28 protein-coding genes are annotated in these 26,836 nt (G+C 64.0%); 17 read left to right on the top strand and 11 right to left on the bottom strand.

The features are described from left to right. Positions 1–150 precede the first annotated feature (150 nt). The 7 genes from lpxC to AC0L2K_RS09515 all read left to right on the top strand — a co-directional run bounded on the left by lpxC (position 151) and on the right by AC0L2K_RS09515 (position 8,276). On the top strand, positions 151–1,098 hold the full coding sequence (gene lpxC, locus AC0L2K_RS09545; RefSeq protein WP_128246414.1) for a UDP-3-O-acyl-N-acetylglucosamine deacetylase: 948 nt from the start codon (positions 151–153) through the stop codon (positions 1,096–1,098). 215 nt (positions 1,099–1,313) lie between these two features. Next, the gene (locus tag AC0L2K_RS09540) at positions 1,314–2,183 is read left to right on the top strand and encodes an outer membrane protein assembly factor BamD (RefSeq protein ID WP_023798747.1); all 870 of its coding nucleotides are present in this window, start codon (positions 1,314–1,316) and stop codon (positions 2,181–2,183) included. Between the two features lie 13 nt (positions 2,184–2,196). After that, complete coding sequence (recN, locus tag AC0L2K_RS09535) at positions 2,197–3,867, top strand: DNA repair protein RecN (protein WP_473531209.1); 1,671 nt, start codon at positions 2,197–2,199, stop codon at positions 3,865–3,867. A gap of 317 nt (positions 3,868–4,184) precedes the next feature. Beyond that, positions 4,185–6,335 (top strand): NAD-dependent DNA ligase LigA, encoded by a 2,151-nt coding sequence (ligA, locus tag AC0L2K_RS09530; RefSeq protein WP_473531208.1) that lies wholly within the window; start codon positions 4,185–4,187, stop codon positions 6,333–6,335. Beyond that, complete coding sequence (locus AC0L2K_RS09525; protein ID WP_473531284.1) at positions 6,332–7,024, top strand: DUF2461 domain-containing protein; 693 nt, start codon at positions 6,332–6,334, stop codon at positions 7,022–7,024. Before ligA ends, AC0L2K_RS09525 begins: the two co-directional genes overlap by 4 nt. A 230-nt stretch (positions 7,025–7,254) precedes the next feature. Next, positions 7,255–7,983: an AzlC family ABC transporter permease gene (locus tag AC0L2K_RS09520; protein ID WP_128167158.1), complete on the top strand. Its 729-nt coding sequence runs from the start codon at positions 7,255–7,257 to the stop codon at positions 7,981–7,983. Further along, positions 7,980–8,276: an AzlD family protein gene (locus AC0L2K_RS09515; RefSeq protein ID WP_023798752.1), complete on the top strand. Its 297-nt coding sequence runs from the start codon at positions 7,980–7,982 to the stop codon at positions 8,274–8,276. Before AC0L2K_RS09520 ends, AC0L2K_RS09515 begins: the two co-directional genes overlap by 4 nt. A 24-nt stretch (positions 8,277–8,300) precedes the next feature. Here the strand turns inward: AC0L2K_RS09515 and AC0L2K_RS09510 are convergent, their stop codons facing one another. The 6 genes from AC0L2K_RS09510 to AC0L2K_RS09485 form a co-directional block, all read right to left on the bottom strand. Then, entirely contained in the window at positions 8,301–9,440 is a 1,140-nt protein-coding gene (locus tag AC0L2K_RS09510; RefSeq protein WP_473531207.1) for a DUF1501 domain-containing protein, read from the bottom strand. Positions 9,441–9,477: 37 nt separating this feature from the next. Then, positions 9,478–10,848: a DUF1800 domain-containing protein gene (locus AC0L2K_RS09505; protein WP_287228217.1), complete on the bottom strand. Its 1,371-nt coding sequence runs from the start codon at positions 10,846–10,848 to the stop codon at positions 9,478–9,480. Between the two features lie 71 nt (positions 10,849–10,919). Then, positions 10,920–11,387 carry a periplasmic heavy metal sensor gene (locus tag AC0L2K_RS09500; protein WP_091594172.1) on the bottom strand — a complete coding sequence of 156 codons (468 nt, stop codon included), beginning with the start codon at positions 11,385–11,387 and terminating at the stop codon, positions 10,920–10,922. Further along, on the bottom strand, positions 11,384–11,788 hold the full coding sequence (locus tag AC0L2K_RS09495) for a hypothetical protein (RefSeq protein WP_128167150.1): 405 nt from the start codon (positions 11,786–11,788) through the stop codon (positions 11,384–11,386). Before AC0L2K_RS09495 ends, AC0L2K_RS09500 begins: the two co-directional genes overlap by 4 nt. Beyond that, entirely contained in the window at positions 11,785–12,078 is a 294-nt protein-coding gene (locus AC0L2K_RS09490; RefSeq protein ID WP_473531283.1) for a sigma-70 family RNA polymerase sigma factor, read from the bottom strand. The genes AC0L2K_RS09495 and AC0L2K_RS09490 overlap by 4 nt, the downstream gene beginning before the upstream one ends. A 452-nt stretch (positions 12,079–12,530) precedes the next feature. Next, entirely contained in the window at positions 12,531–14,378 is a 1,848-nt protein-coding gene (locus AC0L2K_RS09485) for an aminopeptidase P family protein (RefSeq protein ID WP_473531206.1), read from the bottom strand. A 449-nt stretch (positions 14,379–14,827) separates the two neighbouring features. On the opposite strand from AC0L2K_RS09485, the gene AC0L2K_RS09480 reads away from it, so the two are divergent. Further along, complete coding sequence (locus AC0L2K_RS09480; RefSeq protein ID WP_353682784.1) at positions 14,828–15,157, top strand: hypothetical protein; 330 nt, start codon at positions 14,828–14,830, stop codon at positions 15,155–15,157. Between the two features lie 35 nt (positions 15,158–15,192). Here the strand turns inward: AC0L2K_RS09480 and AC0L2K_RS09475 are convergent, their stop codons facing one another. Both AC0L2K_RS09475 and AC0L2K_RS09470 read right to left on the bottom strand, forming a co-directional pair. Further along, positions 15,193–16,065 carry a 50S ribosomal protein L11 methyltransferase gene (locus tag AC0L2K_RS09475; protein WP_473531205.1) on the bottom strand — a complete coding sequence of 291 codons (873 nt, stop codon included), beginning with the start codon at positions 16,063–16,065 and terminating at the stop codon, positions 15,193–15,195. Positions 16,066–16,150: 85 nt separating this feature from the next. After that, positions 16,151–16,726 (bottom strand): SCO family protein, encoded by a 576-nt coding sequence (locus AC0L2K_RS09470; RefSeq protein ID WP_128246426.1) that lies wholly within the window; start codon positions 16,724–16,726, stop codon positions 16,151–16,153. A 204-nt stretch (positions 16,727–16,930) separates the two neighbouring features. On the opposite strand from AC0L2K_RS09470, the gene AC0L2K_RS09465 reads away from it, so the two are divergent. The 3 genes from AC0L2K_RS09465 to AC0L2K_RS09455 all read left to right on the top strand — a co-directional run bounded on the left by AC0L2K_RS09465 (position 16,931) and on the right by AC0L2K_RS09455 (position 18,647). Beyond that, entirely contained in the window at positions 16,931–17,449 is a 519-nt protein-coding gene (locus AC0L2K_RS09465; RefSeq protein WP_473531204.1) for a CreA family protein, read from the top strand. Positions 17,450–17,518: 69 nt separating this feature from the next. Next, entirely contained in the window at positions 17,519–18,160 is a 642-nt protein-coding gene (locus tag AC0L2K_RS09460) for a DapH/DapD/GlmU-related protein (RefSeq protein WP_128246428.1), read from the top strand. A gap of 73 nt (positions 18,161–18,233) precedes the next feature. Next, a complete protein-coding gene (locus tag AC0L2K_RS09455) occupies positions 18,234–18,647 on the top strand; it encodes a low affinity iron permease family protein (protein ID WP_287237370.1) in 414 nt (137 codons plus the stop codon). A gap of 3 nt (positions 18,648–18,650) precedes the next feature. On the opposite strand, the gene AC0L2K_RS09450 is transcribed toward AC0L2K_RS09455, so the two are convergent. Continuing rightward, positions 18,651–19,517 carry an SDR family NAD(P)-dependent oxidoreductase gene (locus tag AC0L2K_RS09450; RefSeq protein WP_473531203.1) on the bottom strand — a complete coding sequence of 289 codons (867 nt, stop codon included), beginning with the start codon at positions 19,515–19,517 and terminating at the stop codon, positions 18,651–18,653. Between the two features lie 132 nt (positions 19,518–19,649). On the opposite strand from AC0L2K_RS09450, the gene AC0L2K_RS09445 reads away from it, so the two are divergent. Next, a complete protein-coding gene (locus AC0L2K_RS09445; RefSeq protein ID WP_128167136.1) occupies positions 19,650–19,931 on the top strand; it encodes a hypothetical protein in 282 nt (93 codons plus the stop codon). Positions 19,932–19,938: 7 nt separating this feature from the next. On the opposite strand, the gene AC0L2K_RS09440 is transcribed toward AC0L2K_RS09445, so the two are convergent. Together AC0L2K_RS09440 and AC0L2K_RS09435 are read right to left on the bottom strand one after the other, a co-directional pair. Further along, complete coding sequence (locus tag AC0L2K_RS09440) at positions 19,939–20,514, bottom strand: TMEM175 family protein (protein ID WP_473531202.1); 576 nt, start codon at positions 20,512–20,514, stop codon at positions 19,939–19,941. Positions 20,515–20,582: 68 nt separating this feature from the next. Continuing rightward, positions 20,583–21,608: a LacI family DNA-binding transcriptional regulator gene (locus tag AC0L2K_RS09435; protein WP_023798764.1), complete on the bottom strand. Its 1,026-nt coding sequence runs from the start codon at positions 21,606–21,608 to the stop codon at positions 20,583–20,585. 197 nt (positions 21,609–21,805) lie between these two features. Between AC0L2K_RS09435 and AC0L2K_RS09430 the strand changes: the two genes are divergently transcribed. From AC0L2K_RS09430 to AC0L2K_RS09410, 5 genes are all read left to right on the top strand, one after another. Continuing rightward, positions 21,806–22,834, top strand: coding sequence for a Gfo/Idh/MocA family protein (locus AC0L2K_RS09430; RefSeq protein ID WP_473531201.1), 1,029 nt, complete (start codon positions 21,806–21,808; stop codon positions 22,832–22,834). Between the two features lie 2 nt (positions 22,835–22,836). Beyond that, positions 22,837–23,742, top strand: coding sequence for a sugar phosphate isomerase/epimerase family protein (locus AC0L2K_RS09425; protein ID WP_287237260.1), 906 nt, complete (start codon positions 22,837–22,839; stop codon positions 23,740–23,742). 171 nt (positions 23,743–23,913) lie between these two features. Beyond that, positions 23,914–24,927: a substrate-binding domain-containing protein gene (locus AC0L2K_RS09420; RefSeq protein WP_128167126.1), complete on the top strand. Its 1,014-nt coding sequence runs from the start codon at positions 23,914–23,916 to the stop codon at positions 24,925–24,927. A 56-nt stretch (positions 24,928–24,983) separates the two neighbouring features. Beyond that, entirely contained in the window at positions 24,984–25,781 is a 798-nt protein-coding gene (locus tag AC0L2K_RS09415) for an ATP-binding cassette domain-containing protein (protein WP_473531200.1), read from the top strand. Further along, positions 25,778–26,830: an ABC transporter permease gene (locus AC0L2K_RS09410; RefSeq protein WP_128167121.1), complete on the top strand. Its 1,053-nt coding sequence runs from the start codon at positions 25,778–25,780 to the stop codon at positions 26,828–26,830. The genes AC0L2K_RS09415 and AC0L2K_RS09410 overlap by 4 nt, the downstream gene beginning before the upstream one ends. The last annotated feature ends 6 nt before the right edge of the window (positions 26,831–26,836 follow it).

Below are 26,836 nucleotides of genomic sequence, written 5' to 3'. Positions count from 1 at the left end.
AGTAAGAAACCGTGATTTGGAGACTTTCTGCTAGACCACTATCTTCGCCGCGATCAATTTCGGTTTGCTGGGATTCGGGGAAGTGGCCCTGCCTGCCGATCAAAGAGCCGCGCCCTTGGGCTTATGAAGCGGACGTAGGCAGTATGGGCTATGGGGTTTGTTTTGCACGACTATCAGACGACACTTAGATCGCGTGCGACGCTGACCGGCACCGGTGTTCACAGCGGCAATTCCGTTACCGTTCATTTCCTGCCGGCAGACGCTGATACGGGTGTCGTGTTCCAGCTTTCGAATGGAAGCGAAGTCCGGGAGTTCCGCGCGCTGGTTTCCGAGGTCGGCGCCACCGATCTGTGCACCATGCTCGGCGATCCGGCAGGCGAGCACATCGCCACAGTCGAACATCTGATGGCCACGGTTTTCGGGCTCGGCATCGACAATGTCGTCATCGAGATCGACGGCCGTGAGGTTCCGATCCTCGACGGCAGCGCCATGGCGTTCGTCGAGGCCATCGACCAGGCGGGTATCGATACGCTGCCGGTCAAGCGCCGCTACATCAGGGTGGTGAAGCCGGTTCGCATCGAGAACGGTGCCTCCTGGGCGGAGTTCAGGCCCTATGACGGCACGCGCTTCGAAATCGAGATCGATTTCGAAAGCCCGGCGATCGGCCGTCAGCTGTTTGCATCCGACATGAACGCCGACATTTTTCGCCGCGATATCGCGCGGGCGCGCACCTTTGGTTTCATGAAGGACGTCGAGCGGCTGTGGGCAGCCGGCTATGCGCTCGGCTCCTCGCTGGAAAACTCCCTGGTGATCGGTGACGACAACCGCGTCATCAACATCGGAGGCTTGCGCTATCCCAACGAATTCGTGCGCCACAAGACGATGGATGCCATGGGCGATCTGGCGCTGGCCGGCGCCCGGTTCATTGGCTGCTTCCGTTCCTATCGCGGCGGCCACAGGCTGAATGCGGCAGCGCTGCGCCGCCTTTTGTCGGACCGTTCGGCGTTCGAGATCGTCGAGACGACACGCCGCGAGCGCGGTCGCACCGTCGAAAAGAGCGCCGTCTATGCACCTGTCTACGCGCCCTGGATGATCTGATTCTTAACGTTTTTCGGGTTTTATGGCCGCCGGCCTGTGTTGCATGAATGCACCATCGGCCGGCGAAATCACGCAAGTGTGCGGGTTGCGCCAGGCTGCCACAAAAATGTGCGAATGGCCGGAGATAGCGTTGCCGGGCACGGCGATTATGGTTATGCCTGCTGCCCCAGGGCGAGATGTCGACTGAAATGACGCCGAAAGGGCGGAATCCAATCATGTTCTTCAAGCGAATTGGTCAATCGAAAGCGCCGCATCGGGCTGTTTTCCTGGCGCTTTCGGTGGTTGTTCCATCGCTGTTCCTGTCGGCCTGCATGTCGTCCGAAAAGGATGTCGACCTGTCGACCTATGTCGAGCAGACCGAGCCGGCAGACGTTCTCTACAATCAGGGCCTCGCCAATCTGAATGCCGGGCGCCTGCAGGAGGCGAGCCGCAAATTCAGTGCGGTCGACCGCCAGCATCCCTATTCCGAATACGCCCGCAAATCGATGGTGATGGGCGCCTTTGCCGACTATCGCCAAGGCAACTATACCGAGGCGATCGGTTCGGCCAAGCGCTATCTCACGCTCTATCCGTCGACCGACGACGCTGCCTATGCCCAGTATATCATCGGGCTGAGCTATTACCGGCAAATCAGGGATGTCACCCAGGATCAGAAGGAAGCGCGTCAGACCGTGCAGACGATGCAGGATCTGGTGACGCGCTGGCCCGATTCCGAATATGTCGACGACGCCAAGGAAAAGATCCGCTTCGCCAACGACCAGCTCGCCGGCAAGGAGATGCAGATCGGCCGCTATTATCTCGAGCGCCGTGAATACATCGCCGCCGTCAAGCGGTTCCGCGTCGTGGTGGAGACCTATTCCAACACGCGCCATGTCGAGGAAGCGCTCGCGCGTCTTACCGAAACCTACTACGCGATGGGGCTGACATCGGAAGCGCAGACTGCCGCTGCTGTGCTCGGCACCAACTATCCCGACAGCGTGTGGTACAAGGATTCCTACAAGCTCCTGCAGACTGGTGGGCTCGAGCCGCGCGAGAATGCGGGCTCGTGGATCGCCAAGGCCGGGAAGCTGATCACCGGCGCCTGAGCGGCGCGTCACCATGCTTTCCAGACTGTCGATCCGCGATATCGTTCTGATCGAGAAGCTGGACATCGACTTCTCGTCCGGTCTTTCGGTGCTGACCGGCGAAACCGGTGCTGGAAAATCCATCCTGCTCGACGCGCTGTCGCTGGCGCTTGGCGCCCGCGGTGACGCCTCGTTGGTGCGGCATGGCGCGGCACAGGGCCAAGTCATCGCCGTGTTCGACGTGCCGCGCAACCATCCTGCCCGCATGCTGCTTGCCGACAACGCTATCGAGGACGATGGCGACATCATCCTGCGCCGCGTGCAGACGGCGGATGGCCGTACCCGCGTCTTCGTCAACGACCAGCCTTCCAGCGTGACACTGATGCGCGATGTCGGTCACGCGCTGGTCGAGATCCACGGCCAGCATGACGAGCGTGCCTTGGTCGATCCCGGTGCCCATCGCGAATTGCTCGACAGTTTTGGCGGTCATCTCGGCGCTGTGCGGGCGACCGGCGAGGCATGGCGGTACTGGCGGGCCTGCGAACTGGAACTTTCGCGGCATCGTGCCAAGGTGGAAGCGGCGGCCCGCGAGGCCGACTATCTGCGCGCCGCGGTCGCCGAATTGACGAAGCTCGATCCCCAGCCAGGCGAGGAAGCCGACCTCGCCGAGTTGCGCGCCTCGATGATGCGGGCGGAAAAGATCGCCTCGGAAATCCACGATGCGCAAGATGTGCTCTCGGGCCCGTCTTCGCCCCTGCCGCAACTCGCCAGCCTGTTGCGACGGCTGCAGCGCAAGGTGACCGAGGCGCCCGGCCTGCTCGACGACGTGGTCAAATCGCTCGATGAGGCGATGCTGTCGCTCGACGCAGCGCAATCGGGCGTGGAAGCGGCACTTCGCGCCACCGAGTACGATCCGCGGCGGCTGGAACAGCCCGAGGAGCGGCTGTTTTCGCTGCGCGCCGCCTCACGCAAGCACAGTGTGGCGGTCGACGATCTGGCGCAATTGCGCGATACGATGGCCGCCGATCTCGCCGATCTCGACGCCGGCGAGGAGCGCCTGCACGGGCTGCAGAAGCAGGCCGCCGCCGCGTGCGAGACCTATGACATTTCCGCTGCCCGGCTTTCGTCGCTTCGCCATGCGGCGGCGGTCGGGTTGACCAGGGCGGTGATGGCCGAACTGCCGGCGCTGAAGCTCGAACGGGCAGCCTTCATCGTCGAGATGGCAAGCGAGGCCGAGAGCCGCATGGAAGACGGCATCGATCAGGTCGAGTTCTGGGTGCGCACCAATCCCGGCACAAGACCAGGCCCGATGATGAAAGTCGCCTCCGGAGGCGAACTTTCGCGGTTCCTGCTGGCGCTGAAGGTGGCGCTGGCCGACCGCGGCTCGGCGCCGACCTTGGTCTTCGATGAAATCGACACCGGCGTTGGCGGCGCGGTGGCGGACGCCATCGGCCAAAGGCTGGCACGGCTGTCGAAGCGCGTGCAGGTGCTTTCGGTCACGCACGCGCCGCAAGTGGCGGCACGCGCGGCGACGCATTTCCTGATCTCCAAATCCGGCGGCGCCGATCGCGTCGCCACCGGCATCGCCGAGATGGACCGGGCGGCGCGCCAGGAAGAGATCGCGCGGATGCTTGCTGGGGCGACCATCACCGACGAGGCGCGCGCAGCGGCCGAGCGGCTGCTGCGAGAGAACACCGCGGCCTAAAGCTCGTCGCATTTGAACGGATTCATGCGACGCGCTTTAGGTTCTTGTTTTTATGCATGTCGTTATCGCAAAACCGCTGCGCACGCTCGGTTCAAGCCCGAGGGCATGCTTTTGCGCGACATGCATTAGCGGCCTCATGCTCGGCGTTGTGGATCGAGTCAGGATGTGGCTCCATCCTGCTGTTCAGCAATGATTTTCTCAAAATCCTGATCTATTGTGGCGCGCCGCGCGTCCTTCGAACGCGCAAGGACGCTGTAGCAATTTGATTTCGCGCATGGCCCAGGAAATCGTTCCGGGTCAGCGTCGAGGAGCCGTGCATGCCCGAAAAACCAGTCGATTCACTCAGCGAAAGTGAAGCAGCCAGCGAGCTGAAGCGGTTGGCCGAGGAAATCGCCGCCCACGACCAGCGTTACCATGCCGAGGACGCGCCGACGATTTCGGACGCGGCCTACGATGCGCTGCGGCGGCGCAACCTTGCCATCGAGCAGCGGTTTGCTGCCCTTGTGCGCGAGGATTCGCCGTCACGCAAAGTCGGCGCGGCGGTGTCGGAGAAATTCCGCAAGATCGTCCATGCCATTCCGATGCTGTCGCTCGACAACGCTTTCGCCGATGCGGACGTGATCGATTTCGTCGGCCGCATCCGCCGTTTCCTCAGGCTCAGCGCCGACGCGCCGCTGGCGATGACTGCCGAGCCTAAGATCGACGGCCTGTCGCTGTCGCTGCGCTACGAGGCCGGACGGCTGGTAACGGCGGCAACGCGTGGCAACGGCCAGGTCGGCGAGGATGTGACGGCCAACGCCCGCACCATCGCCGAGATTCCCAACGTGCTCTCAGGCGATTTTCCCGATGTGCTGGAAGTGCGGGGCGAGGTCTATATGCGCCTCACCGACTTTGCCGAGCTCAATCGCCGCAATGCCGAGGCCGGAAAGCAGGTTTTTGCCAATCCGCGCAACTCGGCGGCAGGCTCCTTGCGCCAACTCGACACCTCGATCACAGCCAGCCGGCCGCTGCGGTTTTTCGCCTATACCTGGGGTGAGGTGAGCGCCATGCCCGCCGACACGCAGATGGGCATGGTGGCGGCGTTCGAGCGCTTTGGCTTCAGGGTCAATCCGCTGATGAAGCTGTTCGACAGCGTCGAGGGACTGCTCGAGCAATACCGGCTGATCGAATCCAACCGGGCGACGCTCGGCTACGACATCGACGGTGTCGTCTACAAGGTGAACAGCCTCGAGCTGCAGCAGCGGCTGGGCTTCGTCTCGCGTTCGCCGCGCTGGGCGATCGCTCACAAATTCCCGGCCGAGAAGGCGACGACGATCCTGACCGGCATCGACATCCAGGTCGGCCGCACCGGCGCGCTGACGCCGGTGGCGCGGCTGGTGCCGGTGACGGTCGGCGGCGTCGTGGTGACCAACGCGACACTGCACAATGAGGACTACATCAAGGGCATCGGCAACAACGGCCAGCCGATCCGCGAAGGCCGCGACATTCGCATCGGCGACACGGTGAGCATCCAGCGTGCTGGCGATGTCATTCCGCAGGTCATCGACGTGGTCATGGAAAAGCGGCCGCCCGACAGTGTGCAATATGCTTTCCCAGTGCTTTGCCCGGCCTGCGGCAGCCACGCCGTGCGCGAGGAGGGGGAAGCAGTCAGGCGCTGCACCGGCGGATTGATCTGCCCCGCGCAGGCGGTGGAGCGTCTGCGCCATTTCGTCTCTCGGGGTGCTTTCGATATCGAGGGGCTCGGTGAGAAGCAGATCGAGTTCTTCTTCCACGCCGAGGATCCGTCACTACGCATCTATTCACCGGCCGACATTTTTACGCTGAAGAAGCGGCAGGCAGCATCGCTGACCAAGCTCGAGAACGTTGACGGTTTCGGCGCGACCTCGGTACGCAAGCTGTTCGCGGCAATCGACGATCGGCGGCAGGTCGAGTTCTCGCGCTTCCTCTATGCGCTCGGCATCCGCCACATCGGCGAGACCAATGCCAAGCGGCTGGCCCGCCATTTCCTTTCCTTTGCCGCTTTCCGCGAAACCGGGCAAAGCGCCGTCATGCCGGCCGGCAAGGGTGACCCTGGCAACGCTGCCTGGCAGGAGTTGAACGGCATCAACGGCATCGGCTCGATCGTTGCCGAGGCGGTGGTCGATTTCTTCGCTGAAGACCATAACCGGCAGGCGCTCGATGCATTGCTGGCGGAAGTAACAGTGCTCGACGAGGAGCCGGTCGGTGGCGTGTCGTCGCCGGTCTCCGGCAAGACGGTGGTCTTCACCGGCGCGCTGGAAAAGATGTCGCGCGACGAGGCCAAGGCGATGGCCGAAAAGCTCGGCGCCAAGGTCGCCGGCTCGGTGTCGAAGAAGACCGATCTCGTCGTTGCCGGGCCAGGTGCCGGCTCCAAGCTCAAGCTCGCCACCGAATTCGGCATCGAAGTGATCGACGAGGATGCGTGGTTGGCGCGGATCGGCAAGGCGTGACGGTGGCGTTCAGCGGTTTCGGCCAAAAGGCCATTCCCTTCCTCAAGGCGCTCGATTTTCACCAGAGCCGGGAGTGGTTTCTGGAAAGCCGCGACCTCTTCGAAAGCGAGCTGCGCGACCCCTTCGGCGATCTGGTCGAAACGCTCTCCGAGCGCTTCGCGGCAGCGGGGCTGGGCTTGCGCGGCGATCGCAAGAAGTCGCTGTTCCGGATCAATCGCGACGTGCGCTTCGCCAAGGACAAGCGGCCCTACAACCGGCACCTGTCGGCAATCCTCTCGCCTGACGGCACCAAGATGGAACAGGGTGTGTTCTTCATCCATATCGGGCTTGAGCGCTGCTTTGCCGGCGTTGCCTGGTGGCAGCCGGGGCCGGCGCTGCTGCTGGCGATGCGCCAGGCCATCGCGGCGCGGCCGGGTGAATTCCGGGCGCTGATCGAGGCGCTGAAGCAAAACCGCCTGGAACTCGATGCGGAAGGCTGCATGAAGCGCGCGCCACGCGGCTTCGAGCATGTCACGGCGGCCGATCTCGCGGCGGCCATCCGCAACCGGCATTTCGCCGTCCGGCACGAAGTCGACCCTGCGGGAATCCACGGGCCGGCGCTGGTCGACGAGCTGGTCGATTTCGCCTTGCGGGCCAAGCCGCTGCTCGACTGGGGCAGGGCGATCGAAGCCAAGGTCCCGGTGGACTGAGCACTGGCCGAAACGCGCACGCCTGAACCTGCGACGAGGATCACTTCCGCTGATTGTTGGCTCAAGCGAATTGGTGTGACAAGGCTGACAGCGCTCCCTACATACCAGCTTTCCCCCCGCATCGGCCCGAAAATCGGGATCGATTTTCGGATGGCCCGACGCGTGGATTCAAAGTGTTAGAGCGTCCTTTGATCGTCCAAAAGGACGAGCGGTGCTCCGAGGAGTGGCTGATGTCGGCGGAAGCAATCTCCGAAAACCGCGCAAAAAGCGATTTCTGGCAAGGCGTGCGGCTCAGCATGCCCGTCGTGGTGGCGGCGGCGCCGTTTGGACTGCTGTTCGGGGCGCTCGCCGTAGACAACGGATTTTCGGTGCTTGAAGCCTTGCTGATGAGCGCCATGGTTTTCGGCGGCGCCAGCCAGATGGTCGGCATCGAATTGTTCGGGCAGCATGTCGCGCCATGGCTGATCGTGCTGTCGATCTTCGCCGTGAATTTCCGCCATGTGCTTTACTCCGCGGGCATCGGCCGGCGCATCGCGCACTGGCCGCCGGTGCAGCAGGCGGTCGGCTATTTCCTGCTCACCGATCCGCAGTTCGCCGTGGCCGAGCGCAAGGCGGAGGCTGGCGAGACGGTCGGCTTCGCCTGGTATATGGGGCTTGGCCTGCCGGTCTATGTGTTCTGGGTGACCGAAAGCGCGCTTGGCGCGGTATTCGGCAGGCTTATTCCCGATACCCATGCGCTGGGCATCGATTTTCTGCTGCCGATCTATTTCCTCGGACTGGTCATGGGCTTTCGCAAACGGCCACTGTGGCTGCCGGTGGTCGTCGCCAGTGCTGCTGCCTCCATCATCGCCTACAAGACGGTGGGCTCGCCCTGGCACGTCTCGATTGGCGCCGTGGCCGGCGTGCTGCTCGCGGTCATCCTGCCGCCGCGCCACAGCGGCGTGGAGGCGCGGCCATGAGCACGACCTTGTGGATCATCATCGCCGGCGCGATCGCGACCTATCTGACCCGCATCGGCGGCCATCTGGTGATCTCGCGCTTCGAAAACATCCATCCGCGCGTCGAGGCCGGGCTGAACGCTGTGCCTGCCGCAGTGCTGACGACGCTGGTGGCGCCGGCAGCACTTGGCGGCGGGCCGGCGGAATGGGCTGCATTGATCGTCGCCGGGCTGGTCTCGCTGCGCAGCGGGCTTATGGCGATGTTTTTGGCCGGCGCCGTCGTGCTGGTGCTGGCCCGGCAGTTCGTCGGATAACCGGACCGGCTGAGTACGCCAGTCCTATTTGCGCACGATGTTGGAGATCGCGGGATCGAATCGACCTCCTGCAAAGAGCCTGCGCATCGTCTCTTGCGGATCGAGACCAAACGTTTCGGCTGATGTCACCGCAATCAGCGCGTCGAGGTCGAGCGTCGGGGCGAGGTCGCGTCCTTGGTAGAGTGCACCGGTAGACAGTCCCGGCCAGTCGGCCAGCACCCGCCCGCCATTCACCGCTCCGCCAGCGATCATCGCAGCCGATGCCGTACCGTGGTCGGTGCCGCCAGTGCCGTTGACGGCGACAGTGCGGCCGAACTCGGTGGCGACCAGCACGGTCGTATCCTTCCAGATATCGCTGAGGCCAACGTGCAACCCATCGATGAGCGCGTCGAGCGCTCTGAGCTGGTTGGCCAGCCTGGCTTGCTGGCCGCTATGGGTGTCCCAGCCGCTGGTTTCGATCATGGCAACGCGCGGTCCGCCGGCCTTGGCGAGGAAGCCCGCGGCGGTGCGGCCGACGCTCGCTGCGTCCTTGCGCTGCGCGTTCACCGCGCCCAACGCCCGTGTCTCCATCGCGCTGCTCCACAGCGCATGCAGCTGTTCGTCGGCGTCATAGAGCTTGCCGACGCGTGTCATCAGGTCGTCCGGCGCCTCCGGCAGGGCGGACGGCGCATAGGAGGTGACGTCTGCCTCGCCTCGCAGCGCCAGCGGGATGGTCGGTGCAAAAGCGATTGCTTCGCCGCGAGACTTCGGCAGCATGCCGACCAGCCGGTTCAGCCAACCGTCCTTGCGCTCGTAGGGCGAGCTGCCGCCGCTTTCGAGCACATTTTGACCGTCGAAATGCGAGCGCTCGCGATAGGGCGAAGCGACCGCGTGGACGAACAGCGCCTGCTTTTCCTGATGCAGCTTGCGGAGACCGGTGAGCGAAGGATGCAGGCCAAACGTGCCGTCAAGCTTTATCGGATCGTCGATGGCCAATGGGCCGCGCAGTGCGCGGTAGGCGGAGTCGGCATAGGGAACGATGGTGTCCAGCCCGTCCGCGGCGCCGCGCTGGATGATGAAAACGAAGCGGCGATCGGTTTCCACATTGGCGAAGACGATGCGCGGCGCGATCAGCATCGAGCCGAGGCCGGCGCCGGCGAGAGTAAGGAATTGACGGCGTTCCATCTTGGTCATCTCCTCTGGAAATCATCTTCGCTGAAAGTCATCTTCGTTGGAATTCGGGCGACACGAGCAGCAGCGCGATGCCGGTGCGCCGGCTCTCGGCGCGCTCGATCCCGGCCATCGTCAGGTCGCTGAGTGAGCCGGCAAAGAGTTTTCGCGCGAGATCTCGCGGATCGATATCGCCAACTTGCGCGGCGAGGCGCTGCGCCACCTCGACCCGGCGGACCAGTGCGTCGGGTGCTGCCCAGCTCCCGGCAACATCGTCATAGCCGGCCGGCGAACGCGGCCGCCATACCGGTTGGCCGAGTTGGTTGAGCAGTTGCGCCAGACGCGGCTTGCCGAGTTCGCTGCGGCCCAGGCCGCGCAGCGCCGAGATCGTCCATTCCCACGGCGTCTTGAACTTCGCCGCTGCTGGTTGCCAGGCTTCTGGACTGTCGAGGAGCGCGCGGTAGACCGCGACGAGATCGCCCTTTGACCGGCGAAAGGCTTCGGCGAGCCGCGTCACGACCGCGGCCGGCGGCTCGTCGGCGATGAAGTGGCGCGCCAGCTTGGTTGCGATGTGCGTTGCGGTTGCCTCGGCCGCCGCGAGGTCGCCGAGCACGGCGAGCGCCTGTTTGTCGCCGCGCTGGTCGTAGGTCTGGCCGATGATCGTGCGTTGGCCCGGTTCGTGCAGCCCGGGTCGAAAGGTGAAAGCGCCGGCCTGGCCTCGCCCTTTAGCGCGTCCGGTGCTGAAACCGGTCAGCGCCAGTGCGAATTCGGTCACGTCGGCCTGGCTGTAGCCGGAGCGTGCACCGAGTGTGTGCAGTTCCATGATTTCGCGGGCCAGGTTCTCGTTGATGCCGGGTTTGCGCTTGGCGTTGCGTTTTGCGGCGCGTTTGGCAACTTTCGAATTGGGACCGATCGAGCGCACCTGGTCGAGATAGAACAGCATCGCCGGGTGGCGCTCGGCGGCGAGCAGCATATCTTCGAAGCGGCCGAGCACATGTGGGCGGATCGCCTCGCGCTCGACGGCGCCGGCGATCAGGGTCACCTGCGGTTTCTCCGCCGAGATGGCGAAATGGTTCGACCAGAAATGCACGAGCCGTTCGACGAAGGGGGTCGATGTTTCGAGCGCTGCGCGTGCTCGCATGTCGACCTCGTCGCGATAAAGCGCTTGAGCCTCCTGGCGTGCCGCCTTGCGGGCGGCCATCTTTGCGGCCGCGTCGGCGTCTTTGGCCTCGAGCATCGCTTCGGCATAGCCGGCGCCGAGTGTGGCCGAGTCCTGCGCGCCGGAAAAGACCGCCGGGTTTGCGTCGTAACTTTCGAACTGCGCTATCAGCCAGGATTTCGGGTCGGCCGGCGCCTCGTCGTCGGGCCGGGCGCCCAGGCCGAATCGGTTGAGCGCAACCGCGACATCGCTCGGACTTGCCAATGGTGCCTCCGTCAGCATTGCTTTTGGAGGCTTCAACGCGGCAGCGACTGGAATCCGTCGCTGTTTCAGCTCTATTTTTCGCCCGCTCGGCGCAGCATGTTGCTGCGGCCGCGCAGGCCGTCGACAAGTCGCGCCCTGTCGGCTGGCGTCAGTCCCGTCGCGAAGGTCACGATTGCCTGTTCGAGCCGGCCGCGCAGCGCCATATCGGCTTGCCGGACCGAGGCGAGCGTCTCATTGACCGCCGCTGCGTCGATCGGCTCAGCCTCGATCAGGCGCGCCACCGCCTCGCGGCCGACCCGAGCCGCTTCGATGTCGGCAGCCGACTGGCGCCGCGCCTCTGCGAGCGCCTGGCGGAACGCCTTGCGCTGGTCGGGCGACAGGCCGGCCGCGGCGAAGCGCAGGCCGCGCTGGTCGCCCGCTCTGTCGCGCTGCCCCTGCTGCGCCTGCCATATATAGCCAGCGCCGGCGGCGGCGCCGAGCACGAAGACGTTCAGTGCCAACGAGACGGCAAGCAGGATTCTGATGCTGCGTTCGCTCATTGCACGTCCCCCTGCATGTCGCCGAATGCGGTCAGCGCATAGGTGTCGCCATCGTCAGGGGTGCTGTTGGGTGGCAGCAGCACGGCGACTGTCAGCGCCCCGGCCAGCGCGCCCGCCAGTCCGATGCCGGCCAATCCGGCACAGCGCCAGACGAGCTGGGTGCGGCGCCACAGCGCCGCCGGCGCCGTGGCGATGATCCTTCGCGCGAGCGCGTCGTCCGGAGCTGCGACGCGATGGCGCGACAGCAGATCGTCGAGCTCCACCGCCGGTGCAAGCGCGGCTTCGGCTTGAGCCGGATTGGCGGCGATGAAGTCCAGCGCTGCCGTGCGCTCGTTTTCAGGCCAGCGCTGCGGCGACCCGCCATAGGCGGCAACGAGCTCGGAAAACCTCTCTGGAGTCATGTCATTTCGTCCCTGTCTCGTCCGAGCCTGGAGCGCAGCTGCCGCCGCGCCCGCGACAACAGGCTTTCCAATGCCTCGATGCTGATGCCCATGACCTCTGCCGCATCGCCGTTCGAAAGCTCCTGATAATACTGCAGCACGATCGCCTCGCGCTGGCGCTCCGGCAGCTCGGCCAGCGCGCGCCGCACCTGGTGCTGATCGTCGGCCGCGAGCATATCCGCTTCCACGCCCGGGCGTTCGTCGGGGCGATCGGGAAGTTCCGCCACCGGCGTCTCCCGCCGCCTGCGCAGCCGGTCGTAGCAGAGATTGAGTGCGACGCGATGCAGCCAGGTGTCGAACTTCGCCTCGCCGGCGCGCCAGCCGGAGCCGCCCGCCAGATGCGCAAGAACGTCTCCTGCGCGACATCCTCGGCCTCGCCGCGGTCGCCCAGCATTCGCGTGGCGAGACGGATCAGCCGCGGCAGCTTGCGCTCGACCATGGCTTCCACCGCAGCCGCATTGTTCTGAGCGATCAGCGCCAGCAGCCGCTCGTCGGTTTCGCCCACGCTCTGCCTTCTCGTTCCACCACGCCAGACCTTGTGCCGACACGACCGTCATCCTGCACCCGCCATGTGTCTTCAACGAGTTTCGCTGCGAAATCCGTCGGCGACCCTTGGAGGTTAGAAGGCAGCGATAAGGCCGCAGGCCATTGCCTGCGGACCGGCATCCTGGGTCCCTAGCTGACCCACCGCCTTTCCGAAAAATCAGGACTTCTGGTCGTGCGGCAGCGGTGCGGTTGCCTTTTCCAGCCAGGCCAGCGTCTCGCCATCGAGCATCGGTCCGATCTCGGCCAGCACGCGCTGGTGGTATGTGTCGAGCCAATGCAGCTCGTCGCGCGTCAACAGGTCGGATCGCACCAGCCTGGTGTCGATCGGCGCCAGCGTCAGCGTCTCGAAGCCATGCACGGCGATGTCGCCGCCCTCTATCGGCTCGGCCGGCGTCACCAGTATGAGATTCTCGATGCGAATGCCGTAAGAACCCTCCTTGTAGTAGCCCGGCTCGTTGGAGACGATCATGCCTGCCAGCAGCTTTTCGGTGCCGGTCCTGGCGATGCGCTGCGGGCCCTCGTGCACGGCCAGATAGGAGCCGACGCCATGGCCCGTGCCATGGGCGAAATCGCAACCGTGTTTCCACAGGGCAAGGCGCGCCACGGCGTCGATCTCGGAGCCACGCGTGCCCGGGGAAAAGCGCAGCATGGAAATGCCGATCATGCCCTTCAGCACCAGCGTGAAGCGTTCGCGCATTTCCTCGGTCGGTGTGCCGATCGGCACGGTGCGGGTAATGTCGGTGGTGCCGTCCTGATACTGCCCGCCCGAATCGAGCAGGAACAATTCGCCAGACTGAAGCTTTCGGCTGGTGGCGCGGGAAACGCGGTAGTGCATGATGGCGCCGTTCGGGCCGGCGCCGGCGATGGTGTCGAAGGACACGTCGCGCAGCGGCATTTGCGTTTCCTCGCCGGTGCTGCGGCGGCACTCCTCAAGCTTGGTGACGACGGCGATCTCGTCGAGCTTGCCCGGTTCCTGGCGGTCGAGCCAGCAAAGCAGCTTGGCGACCGCGGCGCCATCGCGGCGGTGCGCGGCACGGGCGCCGTTGATCTCGGCCTGGTTTTTCGTCGCGCGCGGAATGCGGGCAGGGTCGGGTGCGGTGATGACGGTGCCGCCATTGTCCTCGACCAGCATCCTGAGCTTCTCCGCCGCCAGCACCGGATCCAGCGCGATCTTCGCGCCGCGCTTGGCCAGGACTGCGATAACAGCTTCGAATTCACCGGGTCCGTGCAATTCAGCGAGCTGCGTCAGATAGGCCGCGACGGTGCGTGAAAACTTACGCTGGTCCATGAAAAGCAGGTGCGATCGATCGGCGGCGAGCACGGCGAAGCCGAGCGCCAGCGGCGTGTGCGGCACATCGCCGCCGCGGATGTCGAAGGCCCAGGCGATGGAGGACGGGTCGGTCAGCACGGCATGGGTGGCGCCATCCTTGCCGATCGACTCGGCCAGCCGCGCCAGCTTGTCCTTGGCCAATTCGCCGGCAAAGCCGATAGGATGAAGCTCGACCGGCGCCAGCGGCGGTTCGGGCTGGTTCTCCCAAATGGCGTCGATCGGATTCCTCTCGAGCGGCACCAATGTCGCTCCCGATTTTTCGGCCGACGCTTTCAGCGCTTTCACGTCGCCGATCGTCTGCAGCCACGGGTCGAAGCCAAGCCGCACGCCCTTGCCGAGATTGTCCTTGATCCAGGTGGCGGGCGGATTGTCGACCAGGCTCTCGATCGAAAAGATGTCGAGATCGACCTCGTGGCGCACCTGCAGCGTGTAGCGGCCGTCGACGAACATGATGGCACGTTCGCCGAGCACGATGGCGACGCCGGCCGAGCCGCTGAAGCCGGTCAGCCATTTCAGCCGCGCCGAGCGGTCGGCGACATATTCGCCCTGATGCTCGTCGGCACGAGGCACGATGAAGCCGTCCAGCCCGTTGGCCGCCAGCCATTGACGCAGCAACGCCACACGTGGCTTGCCGACGGCGGGGTCGCCTGCGGAATCAAAGGTCTGGAACATCATGGTCTCTCCTCGGATGCTGGATGTGGGCGGCGGACTTTCAAGTCGAACCGTGCCGCCGCTCACATCTAGCCTTTTGTTTGAGCATCGGGTTTTCCCAAACCGGTTTCCACTTTTTGGGCCCGATGCTTTGGCGCGACCGTAGCGCATGACCCCGGAAATCGGAATCGACTTTTGCTACGCCAGGCGCCGGCCGAATTCGGTCCAGCAGGGCAATCGCTTCAGGTCTGCGCTGCCCCTCATCTGCCTGCCGGCATCTTCTCCCCGTATAGTGACGGGGAGAAGGGGCTGACCGCAACCTCGGCATCCTTTCCGCAACGCTGGAGATTGGCGAAATCGTTCGCGAAGGCGTTTTTCTCCCCGTCACTATACGGGGAGAAATGCCCGGCAGGGCAATGAGGGCAGCGCCGACATCGACGCTGATCATTCTACGTGAGCTGGGAGGCCCTCTTTTGCCTGCAGTGATTGCCCTGTTCGGTCCAGCATCGCTTTTGCGCATGGATGCCATGCAGAATCAGCGATTTAAAAAAAGGTCAGCAGAGCTTACCTTTTTGGCGTGGAGGAACGAGTCTTACTGCCCTGCAAAGGAGACCATCATGTCCACGATTTCAGCCAGACGCGGATTTTTCAGAAGCGCCGTGAACGCTCTCATCGAAGCGCGCCAGCGCGAAGCGAGCCGCTATGTGAGCGGGGTTCTGCTTGGCTTTGACGACGAAACGCTGAAAGCGAACGGCTACGATCGCGAAGAACTGAAGAAGGCGGCAAGGTCGCGCTATGTCTGAGCGAATTTGCGGCGTGCGATTGAAGGCGCTGCGCGTCACCGCTTGAGGTGGATCGTCACCCAGCCTTCGCGATGCAACGTCCTGACATGGCGGAACTGCTGGCCGACATAGGCGGAGATCACCGCGTCGCGCTGCCGGTCGAGGATGCCCGACAGCACGATCGAGCCGCCCAAACCGACATGCCTGGCCATTTCGGGCGCCAGCCGCATCAGCGGCCGCGCCAGTATATTGGCGACGATGAGGCCAAAAGGGCCGCGCGCGGCAAAAATCGGATGGTGGAAGCCCGGCGCCGCCACCGTCTCCACCAGCGCCTTGACGTGATTGAGCCGCGCGTTGGCGGCGGCGACTTTTGTGGCGACCGGATCCATGTCGGTCGCCAGCACCGGAATATGGGCGAGCTTGGCCAGCGCGATGGCCAGCACCGCGCTGCCGGTGCCGAGGTCGAGCGCGTTGCGCGGGCGTTCGCGCCGCACGACCTGTTCCAGCATTTCGAGGCAGCCGGCGGTGGTGCCGTGATGGCCGGTTCCAAAGGCGAGGCCCGCTTCGATCTCGATGGCGAGTTCGCCGCTGTGGCGCTTCCTGCGGTCATGCGCGCCGTGGACGAAGAAACGGCCGGCGCGCACCGGCTTCAGTCCCTCCAGCGAACGCGTCACCCAGTCGATATCAGGCACGGGCTCGCGCGCAATCGGCCTCGACAGGGCCAGCCCGGCAAGGATCTCCTTCAAGCGCGCCTCGACGGCATCGACATCGCCGTCGGCATAGAGTGACACTTCGTGGATGTCGCGGTCCTCGTCGACTTCGACCAAGCCAATCGGCAGGCCCTCATCTTCGAATGCCGCTTCGAACGCCGCGAAGATACGGTCGGCCTCGATCTTTCCAGTGCTGAAATAAAGCCGCGTTTGGGTCATCAACGATTTTCTTCGTGAGCATGATCTTGTCCGAAATCCGGTTCCCACTTTTCGCTGGCGCGGACCGTCGGTTCGGGACCATGCACTAACCTGCCGCCAGCCGCTTGAGCTTGGCGATGGCGGCGTCCGGGCTTTCGCCATAGGCGATGGTGCCGGCGAAATCGCCCCTGGCGTTGAGCAGCAGCACCGAAGCAGTGTGGTCCATCGTGTAGTCGCCGTTGCCGGTATCGACCTTTTTCGAATAGATGCCGAAGGATTTGGCCATGGCGCGGACCTTGTCCGGGTCGCCGGTGATGCCGAGGATGCGATCGGAGAAGTTGCTGATATAGGCGTTCATGATTTCGGGCGTGTCGCGCTCCGGGTCGACCGTCACGAAATAGGCGCGCAGGTTCTTGCCATCGTCGCCCATCGTCTTCAGCCAGCCGGCCAGTTCGAACAGCGTGGTCGGGCAGACTTCCGGGCAGTGGGTGAAGCCGAAGAAGACGACGCTGGGCTGGCCGCGAAAGGCAGCCTCGGTGATTGGAGCGCCCTTCTGGTCGACCAGCGTGAACGGCGCGCCGAACGGCTCGCCGCCATAATGCCCGCGGTACCATTCAAAGGTGAGCCAGCCGATGCCCGCCGCCATCAGGACGAGAATGCCGACCAGTATTGAACGCATCATCAATTGGCTGTCCGTCGCTATTTTCATCGGGGCCGTGTCGGCGCCTTTGGAGCTTGTTGGGCGAACACTCTTAACGGTTTGATCTCGCTCGCGCAAAGATGTCGCGTTGCCGCAACCGGCTTTCTCTTAAAAAATGATCCGCTTGCAAAGTGCTGCCGCCCGTCCCACCTGAGGTCGGCAAAACTCGAACGGCAGGAGGCTTTCTTGCAAGGACTGATTGGGCAAGGACTGATTGGGCGAAAACTGATCGGCGGCGCTTTGGCCGCGTGCCTTGTCGTCGGTGCTGGTGCGGCTGTCGCCCAGGAGGTCGGCAAGGTCGGCGTCGACTGGCTCGGCAACGACATCATCGTCGAGGCGATCAAGGACCCGAAGGTTGAAGGCGTGACCTGCCATGTCTCTTATTTCGACCGTGGCGTGATCGATCGCCTGCAAAAGGGCAACTGGTTCGAGGACCCATCCGATTCCTCGATCGCCTGCCGCCAAACCGGGCCGATCACCATCGGCGACATCGACATGAGCGAGACCGGCGAGGAGGTGTTCAAGCAAGGCATCAGCCTGATCTGGAAGAAACAGGTGGTGAACCGCATCTACGATAATGCCAACGAGACCCTGATCTATCTGTCGCATTCGCGCCAGGTGCAGGACGGTTCAGCGAAAATGTCGGTCACCACGGTGCCGCTCTATGGCCAGAACGTGATGTGGACCAACGGCAAGCCGAAATAGGCTCTGGAAACAGGTGACGGACGATGCTCCCGCTTGCGGGACTAACCGCTCGGGCGTAAAGCCGCCGGGATGGACCGTCCCGAAAACCTCGTCCTGAAAGACCCCGAGCCGCGGATCCACCCGACCGCGGAGTTGAAGGCATGCAAGCTTGGGCGCTACGCCTCGATCGGCGAGCGGGTCATCTTGCGCGAAGTCATAGTCGGTGACTTCTCCTATTTCGAGCGCCACGCCGAGGCGATCTACACGACAACAGGCAAGTTCTGTTCGATCGCCGCCAACAGCCGTATCAACGCGCTCGAGCATCCGATCGAACGGTTGACCCAGCACAAGATCAGCTACCGGCCAAACGAGTATTTCCGCTGGCTCGGCGTCGACGCCGGATTTCGGGAGCGACGGCGGGCGACGCCCGTCACCATCGGCCACGACGTCTGGATCGGTCATGGTGCGGTGATCATGCCTGATGTGAGCATCGGCAATGGCGCGATCGTCGGCGCCAATGCGGTGGTGACGCGCGATGTACCTGCCTATGCGATCGTCGCCGGGGTTCCGGCCAAGCCGCTGCGCCAGCGTTTTGCCGAGAAAACCGCTGCGCGGATTGAAAGCCTCGGCTGGTGGGACTGGTCGGTCGAAAAACTCGCCAGGGCCATTCCTGACATGCAGGCGCTTTCCATCGAGGCCTTCCTCGACCGCTGGGAGCACGAAATCCCCTGATCCTTGCGGCTCTCTGAACGGCTACGTCCGTGAAAGGAGGGAACCTCAGCGGATGCTGGTTGTTTCTCCTGCCATGATAGAGAAGCTTTTCACCAGGATCGCCAACTATGTTGCGCATCTAGCCGGTCTGCCGTCAACATTCGCTGTCTGTTTCCTGATCATTGTTGCGTGGGGGGCAAGCGGACCGATGTTCGGGTTTTCCGATACGTGGCAGCTCATCATCAACACCGGCACGACGATCGTCACCTTCCTGATGGTGTTCCTCATCCAAAACACCCAGAACCGCGATGGCACGGCGATTCAGACGAAACTCGACGAGTTGATCCGGGTCGGCAAAGCTCACAATACCTTTATCGGCATCGAGCACCTGACCGAATCCGAGGTCGAGGAGATCCGTAGAAAATGTGAACAGGCGGCGAAACGGCATGATACGGCGGTCATGAAAGCCACTGCACAAAAGCGCGGCTCGAAGACGCATGCGGCGTGAGCGTCAGCTTTCCATGAACGCCGCGAAAGCGTCCTTGTGGTCCGGGTGCCAGCGCGACAGAGCAGGGCGATTTTCGATGATGTCGCCGATCGCCCAGGCCATGCGCTTTTCGTCCATGGTCCGCGTGGCCTCGTTGTCGGGGCACAGGATGTAGAAGTCGCCACGCACCAGCGCGGCCAGCATGAAGTCGATCACCTGCTCGCCGGTCCAGGCGCCGGCGGGCTTTTCGGTTGCACCCTCGGTCAGGCCGGTAAAAGTGAACCCCGGAATGAGCAGATGCGCGGCGATGTTGGCGCCGGGCTCGTTACGCAGCGCATGCGCCAGGCCTTCGGTAAAGCTCTTCACGCCAGATTTGGAGACGTTGTAGGCAAGGTTGCCGGGCGGCGTCGTGATGCCTTGCTTGGAGCCGGTGTTGACGATCAGGCCCGGTTTTCCTGCAGCCAGCATGCGCGGCACGAAGGCCTCGACGCCATGGACGACGCCCCAGAAATTGATGTCCAGCAGCCGTTTCCAGGCGTCGCGGTTCTCCCAGGGCTTGCCGGGATTGTTGCCGACGCCGGCATTGTTCATCAACAGCGACACGCCGCCGAAGGCTTCGAATGCCCTTTCGGCCAGCCTGTCGACTTCGTCGGGCTGCGAGACGTCGGTCGCGACAGCGAGCACGCCACTGTCGCCGGCAATCGTGGCAACGGCGCCGGCAGCCTCATCGAGCCGCGCGCCGCCGATGTCGGCAAGCACGATTTTCAGGCCCATTTCCGCCAGCCGCCTGGCCGCGGCAAGGCCGATGCCGCTGGCGCCGCCGGTGATGACGGCAACGTTGCCGGAGCCAAGGGCAGGCAAAGCGCTCTGGATTTCGGCGTCGGTGGTCATCGATCGTGTCCTCGTTCAGGTTGCGCCGAACTTAACGCGACGACAGGCTCGCGCAAGCCCGTTTGGGCGTCCTTGGGTTGACCACATCGGCAGGCGCTGCGCATGCTGTCCGCGTAAGAAGGAGATTACCGATTGACCGACTGGATCGAGATCCTGAAAGAACAGACCGCCACCGGCGACCAGATGAGCCGTGAGGTGCCGCAAATGCTTGCCAATCCCGACATCAGCGAAGCGCAAGTGAGAACGCTGTTTTCGGCGCTCGAAAAGCAGGCGGAGTTCGTCGAGAAGCTGCGCATGGCGCTGGAAAAATTCGGCCATGATTTTTCGGTGATCAAGGCGGCCGAGCGGCTGGAGGAGCGCTATGCCGACCTTGCGGCCTCGGTGGCGGAAAAGCTGAAGGCGATGCGGGGATAGGGCGGACCTATTTTTCGATCTGCCTTTCGAAACGCTTGTCCGGCACGAACCAGATCATGGCAACCAGCACATAGAGCGCGACGCTGATCCATTGATTGACGAAGGTCAGCGGAATGGCGGCCATGTAGAGGACCACCGAGATCTTTTCCTTGCGATCGGTGCCTGCCGCTCTGGCGAAGGCAGTGTCGCTGCCATGCAGCCGGTGCAGGATGACGACCAGAATGAAGTACGCGGCCGCGCAAAGCGCCAGGACAACACCGTAAACGGCGACAGGCACCGGCGCGAAATGGTTTTCACCCATGAAGGCGGTGGTCACGGGCATCAGCGACAGCCAGAACAGCAGATGCAAATTCGCCCACAGCACGCGGCCATCGACCCGCTGCACCGTGTGGAACATGTTGTGCAGATTGTTCCAGTAGATGCCGACATAGATGAAGGACAGCACGTAGCTGAGAAAGGTGGGCCATAGCGGTGCCAGCGCGGAAAAATCCGCGCTATGCGGCACCTTCAATTCCAGCACCATGATGGTGATGATGATGGCCATGACGCCATCGGAAAATGCCTCGACCCGTCCCTTGCCCATGGATTCTCCCCTGCTGCGCCTGACTCATCCTAGGCGATCGACGTGGCTGGAGGGAAGGCCGGCCATCATCAATCGCTGTCGCGCGCGATCAGTTCCAGCGGCCAGACCTCACGGATGATCCGCGCGCCTTCGGGGCCGGCGAAGGCCGGGATCGACGCCAGCAACATTTCGGCAAGCCGCCGTCCCATCGGCTCCAGGCGAGGGCGGAAGCCGGTCAGTGCCGGTGAAAAATAGCGGCAGAGCGGCGTGTCGACGATGACGATCACCGCAATGTCGTGGCCCGGCTTGATGCCCATCTCGGCCAGCGCTTTGCAGCCGCCGAGTGCCATCGCGTCATTGTTGAAGATGATGGCGGTCGGCGGGTCTTTGGAGCGCATGACCTGCGGCGTCACCGCGTCGCCGCCGGCTTCATTGATGAAGCCTTTCGCGATCAGCCCGGGGTCGACCTCGATGCCGTGCCGCCGCAAGGCCTTGCGATAGCCGGCCAGGAACAGGTAGCCGAAATTGAGGTTGAGGGACGGGCGGATGGCGGCGATGCGGCGATGGCCGCGCGCCACCAGGCGGTCGACCGCGTCGGCCCCGGCTTTTTCGAAATCGAGGTCGAGCGAGGGGTAGGTCTTGCCGCCGGAGCGGCTGCGGCCGAGCGTCGCGAACGGGAATCCGACCCTGGTCAGGTAATCGATGCGCTCGTCCTCGCGACGCGTATAGGCCAGCACCACGGCGTCGGCCCGACGCGTCTCGACCACCCGGCGCAGGCGCTCCTGCTGGTAGTCGCCCGGCGCGCCCATCACCACGATCAGGTCGAGCCCGCTTTCGGCGAGTTTCGCCTGCAGCCCGGTCAGGAACGGAATGAAGAACGGCTCGCCATATTGCTGGTCGCCCGGGTGCGGCTGCAGCATGAAGGCGATCGAGTGGGTGGCGCCGCGGCGCAGGCTGCGGCCGGACTGGTTCGGCGAATAGTTCAGCTTTGCCGCCGCATCGAGCACGCGCTGGCGGGTGTCGGCATTGACGTCGGCACGGCCGTTGAGCGCGCGCGACACGGTGCCGATCGAAATGTTCAGGTGACGCGCAAGGTCGTGAATGCTGGACGCCAAAGGACAGTTCTCCCCCTTGCCTGGCTATCATCGACCGCTCTTCAGGCCAAGGTGATCTAGGTGATTTTCGCGAGCGGCCAATTGACATTCTACGCCTTCCGGTGTGTTCTCGTAAACGTTTACGGAAAAACGTTTACGGTCATGCCGTGAATGCGTGACGACCGGTCTGGAGGGGCCGAGCGGAGGAGGAGCGCTGGATGATGAATGTCGTCCTGATCGGCTGCGGAGCGATGAGCAAGCACTGGCTCGATGCGGCGAGGCAGATCGACGGGTTGGCTATTGTCGGCCTTGTCGATCTCGACGCCGACAGGGCGACGGCAAGGGCGCGCGAATACGAGCTTGCCGGCGCCATTGTCGGGACCAATCTTGACGCCGTGCTCGACCAGACCAGGCCCGACGCTGTGTTCGACGTCGTGGTTCCCGCGGCCCGGCGCGATGTCGCGCTTTCGGCCTTTGCCCATCATTGCCATCTCCTGACGGAGAAGCCGCTGGCTGACAGCCCGGAGAACGCGCGCGCCATCGTCGAGGCTGCCCGACGCGCCAGGCGCGTGCACGCCGTCGTCCAGAACCGCCGCTATGTCGCCAACGTCAGGCGCATCAGGCGTTTTCTCGATTCCGGCGCCATCGGTGCGCCAACCAGCATCCACGCCGAATTCTTCGTCGCGCCGCATTTCGGCGGGTTTCGCGAGGAGATGCGCCATGTCCTGCTGCTCGACATGGCGATCCATACTTTCGACGCCGCCCGCTACATGGTCGGCGGCGCGCCGGCCAGCGTCTACTGCCAGGAATGGGAGCCGGTCAATTCCTGGTACCGGCAGGGATCGTCGGCCACCGCAATCTTCGAGCTCGGCGGCGGCAAGCTGTTCACCTATGCCGGCTCCTGGTGCGCCGACGGGTTCCGCACCAGTTGGGAGAGCACATGGCGCATCGTCGCCGAGCACGGCAGCCTGGTCTGGGACGGTGAGGACGGACTGATGGCGGAAGTCGCGCGGCCTATCCGTGAAGGCCTGTTCGATCGCACAGAGCCGCTCGCCGTGCCGCCGCTCGATCCCAATGACCGCATCGGCGGCCATCTCGGCATCATCCAGGATTTTGTGCGCGCCGTCGAAACCGGCAGCGAGCCGGAGACGCGCGGCGCCGACAACATCAAGAGCCTGGCCATGGTCTTTGCCGCGATCGAAAGCGCCGAAACCGGGCGCCGGGTCGCGATCGCACAGGAAGGGTGACGATGCCAAACCCGCTTCTCGACATCAGGATCGGCACCATGGTGCGGGCCAATCTCGATGACCCGGCCGCTTATATCAAGGCGATCCTGCCGCTCGGCTTCGAAAGCATCCAGCCCTTCTTCTGGCAGACGCTGGGCGGCAAGGATATTCCACGGCTGGCCGGCCAGATCCGCGAGGCGATCGGCGACGCCGACGTCGTCGTCTCCTCGCTCGGCGTCTTCGGCAATCCGCTGGAGAGCGGCGATGTCAATCGCGGCGTGCTTGATGCCTGGGAAACGGTCATCGACCATGCGCATCTGTTCGGCACCGCGATGGTCAGCGGCTTCACCGGCCGCCTCCGCGGCAAGCCGCTGCCCGACAGCCTGCCGCGCTTCCGCGAGGTCTGGGGACCACTGGCCCGGCGCGCCGCCGACAAGGGCGTGCGCATCGCCTTCGAGAATTGCGCGATGGACGGCAACTGGGCTGATGGAGACTGGAACATCGCCCACAATCCGGACGCCTGGGAGCTGATGTTCAACGAATTGCCAGATGACAATCTCGGCCTGGAATGGGAGCCCTGCCACCAGCTCGTCTACCTGATCGATCCAATCCCGCAGATCCGCAAATGGGCGCCGCGCATTTTTCATGTCCACGGCAAGGACGCGACGGTGCGCTGGGACGTGATCCGCGAGCATGGCGTGTTCGGCCGGCTGCCGTTCGTGCAAATGCGCACGCCTGGCTTCGGCGACAGCGACTGGACGCGGGTGATCAGCGAATTACGGCTGGCCGGATACAGGGGCGCCATCGACATCGAAGGCTGGCACGACCCGGTCTATCGCGGGGACCTTGAGATTACCGGGCAAGTTCGGGCGCTGGACTACCTCAAGCAATGCCGGGGAGGTGCGACGTATCTGCCGAACCCGGCGTGAGGCTAATGCATGTCGCGCAAAAGCATGCCCTCGGGCCTGACCCAAGTGCAGCGGTTTTGCGACAACGACATGCATCAAAAAGGGAGCCGGCCAGCGAAGCATTTGCGGCGAGAAGCCGAAGCATTCGTCGAAGACGCCTCGGCTTGCGAGGGAACAAAGGGAGGAACGTGCATGAGCATCATGATGAGAAGGACAGTTCTGCGCTCGACCGTCATGGCGGCCGCCACGGCGCTCGCCGCCGCAATCTCCACCTTGCCTGCCCAGGCGCTCGATGCCCAGTGGTGCAAGGACGTCCACATCCGCTTCTTCGTCGGCGGCGCCGAGGGCGACGCCTTCGGCACCATCGTCTACAATGGCGCCAAGCAGGCCGAGGCCGATCTTGGGCCGAAGGTCGACTACATCTTCTCCCAGTGGGATGTCGAGAAGATGGTGCAGCAATTGCGCGAGGCCGTCGCGGTCAAGCCCGGCGGCATCGCCATGATGGGCCACCCGGGCGATGCTTCGATCATGCCGCTGGCCGAACAGGCGCACAAGGACGGCATCAGGATGATGTACCAGAACGTGCCGGTGCCGAAGGTCACGGCAGCGTTCGGCGGCGGCTATGTCGGCGCCCAGCAGGAAGAGCAGGGCCGCGCGCTCGGCGCCGAGGCGTTCAAGCTGGCCGGGCTCAAGGCCGGCGACAAGGCGATCATGATCGGCCCGTTCGAGAACGAGAGCCGCGGCGCGCGCGAGCGCGGCACGGTCGCCGCCCTGAAAGAGGCGGGCGTCGAGGTCATCCAGCTCTCCTCGCCGCCGAGCGGCGAATGGGCTTCCGACCCTAATCTGGCCATTCCGGTGATTACCGCAGCACTCCTCAACAATCCCGATGTCAAGGCGGTTGGCTATCCCGGCGGACAGATGCTGGGCAACGTCCCGACCTACATGCAGGCGGCGGGCAGGAAGGCTGGCGATATCTTCAATTTCGGCTTCGACACCAGCCCGCAGATCGTCGAGGGCTTCAAGGGCGGCTGGGTCCAGCTGACGGCCGACCAGCAGCCGTTCCTGCAGGGTTATCTGCCGATCCTCAGCCTCTGCCAGCAGGTGGTGCTGGGCCTGGCGCCAATGAATGTCGACACCGGCGCCGGCTTCGTCACGCCTGACAATTACGAGATCGTCGCCGAACTCGCCAAGCAGGCACTGCGCTGACCTTTTGACACGGCTGCCGGTCTTCCGACCGCAGCCGGAACCAAGTGAGGATCGCCATGGCAGAACGCCTTATAGAGCTGCGCGACATCAGCAAGTCCTACGGTCAGGTCTATGCGCTGGGTGGGGTCAATCTCAGCGTCGACCGCGGCGAGGTGGTCGGCCTGATCGGCGACAACGGCGCCGGCAAGTCGACGCTGATCAAGATCCTCTCCGGCGTGGTCAAACCGACCAGCGGCGAGATCCTCATCCGCGGCCAGCCGGTGACCGGCTGGAGCGCCGCGCGCTCGCGCGACGCCGGCATCGAGACGGTATTCCAGGACCGGGCGCTGGCCGTGCAGCAGACGATCGTGCGCAACATCTTCATGGGCCGCGAACTCACCGACTTTCTCGGCTGGCTGAAGGTCAACAAGGAAATCGAGGAGGCGAGCCGGCTGATGCGCGAGATCGGCTTCACCTCGAAAGTGTTCACGCCGCAATCGATCGTCGGCCAGCTTTCCGGCGGCGAACGCCAGGGCGTGGCGATCGCCCGGGCAATCTACAAGCAGGCCGACCTGATCATCCTCGACGAGCCGACGACGGCGCTGTCGCTGACCGAGACCGCCAAGGTCTTCCATTTCGTGCGCCAGGTGCGGGCGAGCGGACGGTCGATCCTGTTCATCGGCCACAACATCCACCACGTCTTCGACATCGCCGATCGTTTCGTCGTGCTGGACCGCGGCAAGGTGGCGCTCACCGCCGACCGCAGCCAGGTCAAGTCGGCCGAAGACCTCATCAACTTCATGGAAGACGTCGCGCATCCGGGTGGATTGCCGGGACTGCACGACGCCGGCGACCCGGAGCAGAGAGCACGATGAGCAAGACGATGGAGCCCGATCTGCAAGAGCCGTCCGCAGGCATCTCCCGTCCCGGCAATCCCCGGAAAGAGTGGAAACACCCATCCGATCACTGGATGCGCGGCTTCATCCTCGACAACCGCGCCGCACTTGGCACGCTTGCCGTGTTCGTGGTGATGATGACGGTGTTCATGATCGCCAACCCGACCGTCTTCACCACCTGGTATCTGTACAGTTCCGTGCTCACCACGCTGCCGGTTGCGCTGTTCGTGGTGGTGCCGCTGGTCTTCGTCGTCACCTGCGGCGAGATCGACCTGTCGTTTCCGGCGACGATGGGTTTTGCCTCATGGGTGTTCGCGCTGGTCGTGCAGGCCGGCTACGACCCGTTTCTCGGTATTGCCGCCGCCATTGCAACGGGCACGTTGCTCGGCTTCCTTGTCGGGTCGCTGGTCGTCTATGGCGGGCTGTCGTCGCTGATCGCCACGCTCGGCATGAACTTCCTGCTGCGCGGCCTGATCCAGATCATCAACGAAGGCAGGTCGACGGCGCTGACCAGCCTTGCCGACAGCTGGGCCTACAAGATCTTCTCCAGCCAGCTTTACGGCATCCCGGTGCAGATCTTCTGGGCCATCGGCTTTGTCGTGCTGTCGGCGCTGCTCTACAACAGGCATCGTTTCGGCGCGCAGGTGAAGGTGGTCGGCGACAATCCCGACAGCGCCCAGCAGATGGGCATCGACGTCAAGCGCGTGCGGGTGAAAGTATTCGTCTTCGTCGGCATCGGGGCGGCGATCGCCGGCACCTTCTCGGTGATGATCAACTTCACCTGGTGGCCGACGGCTGGCGACGGCTATTTGCTGCCGGTGCTGGCATCGGTGTTCGTTGGCGGCACGCCGACCTGGGGCGGCGTCGGCACCGTGGTCGGCGGCGCCATCGGCGCCGTCACCGTGTCATTCATCCAGACCGGCGTCGTCGCGGCAGGCCTGAGCGGCTTCTATGTCCAGTTCTTCAACGGGCTGATCATCATCCTGTCGCTGCTCGGCCACAAATGGAACCAGGCGCGGTATCGGTGAGGGGGA

This window comes from Mesorhizobium sp. WSM4817, assembly GCF_055811135.1.
Note: the sequence above shows the minus strand (reverse complement) of the source record. Positions and strands in the feature narration are given on the sequence as shown.

What these genes read in the sequence shown, in the direction of transcription:
- AC0L2K_RS09475 (WP_473531205.1), bottom strand. Translation starts at nt 16,065, where the DNA reads ATGACCCAAACGCGGCTTTATTTCAGCACTGGAAAGATCGAGGCCGAC.
- AC0L2K_RS09425 (WP_287237260.1), top strand. Translation starts at nt 22,837, where the DNA reads ATGCCAAACCCGCTTCTCGACATCAGGATCGGCACCATGGTGCGGGCC.
- AC0L2K_RS09520 (WP_128167158.1), top strand. Translation starts at nt 7,255, where the DNA reads ATGTCGGCGGAAGCAATCTCCGAAAACCGCGCAAAAAGCGATTTCTGG.
- AC0L2K_RS09500 (WP_091594172.1), bottom strand. Translation starts at nt 11,387, where the DNA reads ATGAGCGAACGCAGCATCAGAATCCTGCTTGCCGTCTCGTTGGCACTG.
- AC0L2K_RS09495 (WP_128167150.1), bottom strand. Translation starts at nt 11,788, where the DNA reads ATGACTCCAGAGAGGTTTTCCGAGCTCGTTGCCGCCTATGGCGGGTCG.
- ligA (WP_473531208.1), top strand. Translation starts at nt 4,185, where the DNA reads ATGCCCGAAAAACCAGTCGATTCACTCAGCGAAAGTGAAGCAGCCAGC.
- AC0L2K_RS09485 (WP_473531206.1), bottom strand. Translation starts at nt 14,378, where the DNA reads ATGATGTTCCAGACCTTTGATTCCGCAGGCGACCCCGCCGTCGGCAAG.
- AC0L2K_RS09420 (WP_128167126.1), top strand. Translation starts at nt 23,914, where the DNA reads ATGAGCATCATGATGAGAAGGACAGTTCTGCGCTCGACCGTCATGGCG.
- AC0L2K_RS09430 (WP_473531201.1), top strand. Translation starts at nt 21,806, where the DNA reads ATGATGAATGTCGTCCTGATCGGCTGCGGAGCGATGAGCAAGCACTGG.
- AC0L2K_RS09470 (WP_128246426.1), bottom strand. Translation starts at nt 16,726, where the DNA reads ATGATGCGTTCAATACTGGTCGGCATTCTCGTCCTGATGGCGGCGGGC.
- AC0L2K_RS09510 (WP_473531207.1), bottom strand. Translation starts at nt 9,440, where the DNA reads ATGGAACGCCGTCAATTCCTTACTCTCGCCGGCGCCGGCCTCGGCTCG.
- AC0L2K_RS09440 (WP_473531202.1), bottom strand. Translation starts at nt 20,514, where the DNA reads ATGGGCAAGGGACGGGTCGAGGCATTTTCCGATGGCGTCATGGCCATC.
- AC0L2K_RS09410 (WP_128167121.1), top strand. Translation starts at nt 25,778, where the DNA reads ATGAGCAAGACGATGGAGCCCGATCTGCAAGAGCCGTCCGCAGGCATC.
- AC0L2K_RS09540 (WP_023798747.1), top strand. Translation starts at nt 1,314, where the DNA reads ATGTTCTTCAAGCGAATTGGTCAATCGAAAGCGCCGCATCGGGCTGTT.
- lpxC (WP_128246414.1), top strand. Translation starts at nt 151, where the DNA reads ATGGGGTTTGTTTTGCACGACTATCAGACGACACTTAGATCGCGTGCG.
- AC0L2K_RS09455 (WP_287237370.1), top strand. Translation starts at nt 18,234, where the DNA reads ATGATAGAGAAGCTTTTCACCAGGATCGCCAACTATGTTGCGCATCTA.
- AC0L2K_RS09450 (WP_473531203.1), bottom strand. Translation starts at nt 19,517, where the DNA reads ATGACCACCGACGCCGAAATCCAGAGCGCTTTGCCTGCCCTTGGCTCC.
- AC0L2K_RS09415 (WP_473531200.1), top strand. Translation starts at nt 24,984, where the DNA reads ATGGCAGAACGCCTTATAGAGCTGCGCGACATCAGCAAGTCCTACGGT.
- recN (WP_473531209.1), top strand. Translation starts at nt 2,197, where the DNA reads ATGCTTTCCAGACTGTCGATCCGCGATATCGTTCTGATCGAGAAGCTG.
- AC0L2K_RS09460 (WP_128246428.1), top strand. Translation starts at nt 17,519, where the DNA reads ATGGACCGTCCCGAAAACCTCGTCCTGAAAGACCCCGAGCCGCGGATC.
- AC0L2K_RS09515 (WP_023798752.1), top strand. Translation starts at nt 7,980, where the DNA reads ATGAGCACGACCTTGTGGATCATCATCGCCGGCGCGATCGCGACCTAT.